Here is a 1481-nt window from a genome sequence, read left to right as displayed (position 1 = left end):
GCCCATTACCTTCCAAGTAGAGCCCGAACGGGGCTCGTGGCCTCCGGGGCCGGTATGGCTCTTTGCCCCTGTCGTGGATGATCCGGGGGGTGCTGCCGCCGGTCCTGGCGGCACCGGATGGTCGCTGATGGAAGCGTGTCCGCCTGCGGGCAGGGCTGCGTAATGTGGCTGCCGATCGCCGGTGCCCGAGCGGCCACCGGCGGCAGCCCCGGGGAGGAGAAAGTCCGGTGACCAGCAACGACTTCACCTCGATCGACGTGTTCTGCGCCCTGGACGTGGGCAAGGCCACCCATCACGGCACGGCCCTGCTGCGTGATGGTCGCACCACCTTCGACAAGCCGCTGCCCAACGCCGAACCGGCCCTGCGCCAGCTGTTCAGCCGTTTGCAGCGCAAGGGGAAGGTCCTGGTCGTGGTCGACCAGCCGGCCTCGATCGGTACCCTGGCCGTGACCGTCGCCCGCGCGTGCGGCTGCGAGGTGGCCTACCTGCCGGGCCTGTCCATGCGCCGCCTGGCCGACCTGCACCCGGGCACCGGCAAGACCGACGCCCGCGACGCCCACGTCATTGCCGATGCCGCCCGCACCCTGCCCCACCTGCTGCACTCCCTCGACGTCGCCGAGGACGTGAGGGCTGAACTGACCATGGTGCTGGGCCACGACGACGACCTCGCCGGTGATGCCACCCGCACCTCCAACCGGCTGCGCGGACTGCTCACTTCGATCCATCCCGCCCTCGAACGTGTCCTCGGGCCCCGCCTGAGGCACCCGGCCGTGCTGGCCCTGCTGCAGACCTGCCCCGGCCCGAACGCCCTCGCCCAGGCAGGATCCGACCGGATCGCCGAGGTCATGCTGGCCGCCGCGCCACGGATGCGCAGCGCCCGGCAGCTGGCCGAGCAGATCACCGCCGCGCTCACCGAGCAGACCGTGCAGGTTCCCGGCACCGGCTCGGCCGCCGAGATCATCTCCGGGCTGGCCGAGTCCCTGGCCGTCGTGCTCAAGCGCCGCGAGATGCTGGAGATGCGTATCGCCGCGCTGCTGGGGGCCCACCCTCTCGCGAAGGTCCTGACCTCCATGCCCGGGGTCGCGGTCAGGACCGGCGCCCGCATCCTGGCCGAGGTCGGCGACGCCAGCGCGTTTCCCACCTCCGCCCACCTGGCCTCCTACGCGGGCTTGACCCCCACCACCCACCGTTCGGGCACCTCCATCCGCGGCGAAGGACCGCCCCGCGGCGGCAACAAGCAGCTCAAACGGGCCCTGTTCCTCGCCGCGTTCGCCTCCCTGAGCAGTCCCGAATCCCGCGCCTACTACGACAAGAAACGCGCCGAGAAGAAACGACACAACGCCGCCCTCATCTGCCTCACCCGCCGCCGCGTCGACGTGCTCTTCGCCATGCTCCGCGACGGCACCCCCTACCAGCCCCGGCACGAACAAACCGCCTGACCATGCCCACAGACCTTGACCGAACAGATAGAAGCACCCCCC

Annotated in this window: 1 protein-coding gene; it reads left to right on the top strand. The window is 70.9% G+C overall.

Annotated elements, in window-relative coordinates; all coding sequences use genetic code 11:
- Nucleotides 1-227: 227 nt before the first annotated feature.
- Nucleotides 228-1439 (top strand): IS110 family transposase, encoded by a 1212-nt coding sequence (locus tag ACFV6E_RS42785; RefSeq protein ID WP_385177966.1) that lies wholly within the window; start codon nucleotides 228-230, stop codon nucleotides 1437-1439.
- Nucleotides 1440-1481: the final 42 nt, after the last annotated feature.

This window comes from Streptomyces sp. NPDC059785, from assembly GCF_042732375.1.
Lineage (GTDB): Bacteria > Actinomycetota > Actinomycetes > Streptomycetales > Streptomycetaceae > Streptomyces.
Note: the sequence above shows the minus strand (reverse complement) of the source record. Positions and strands in the feature narration are given on the sequence as shown.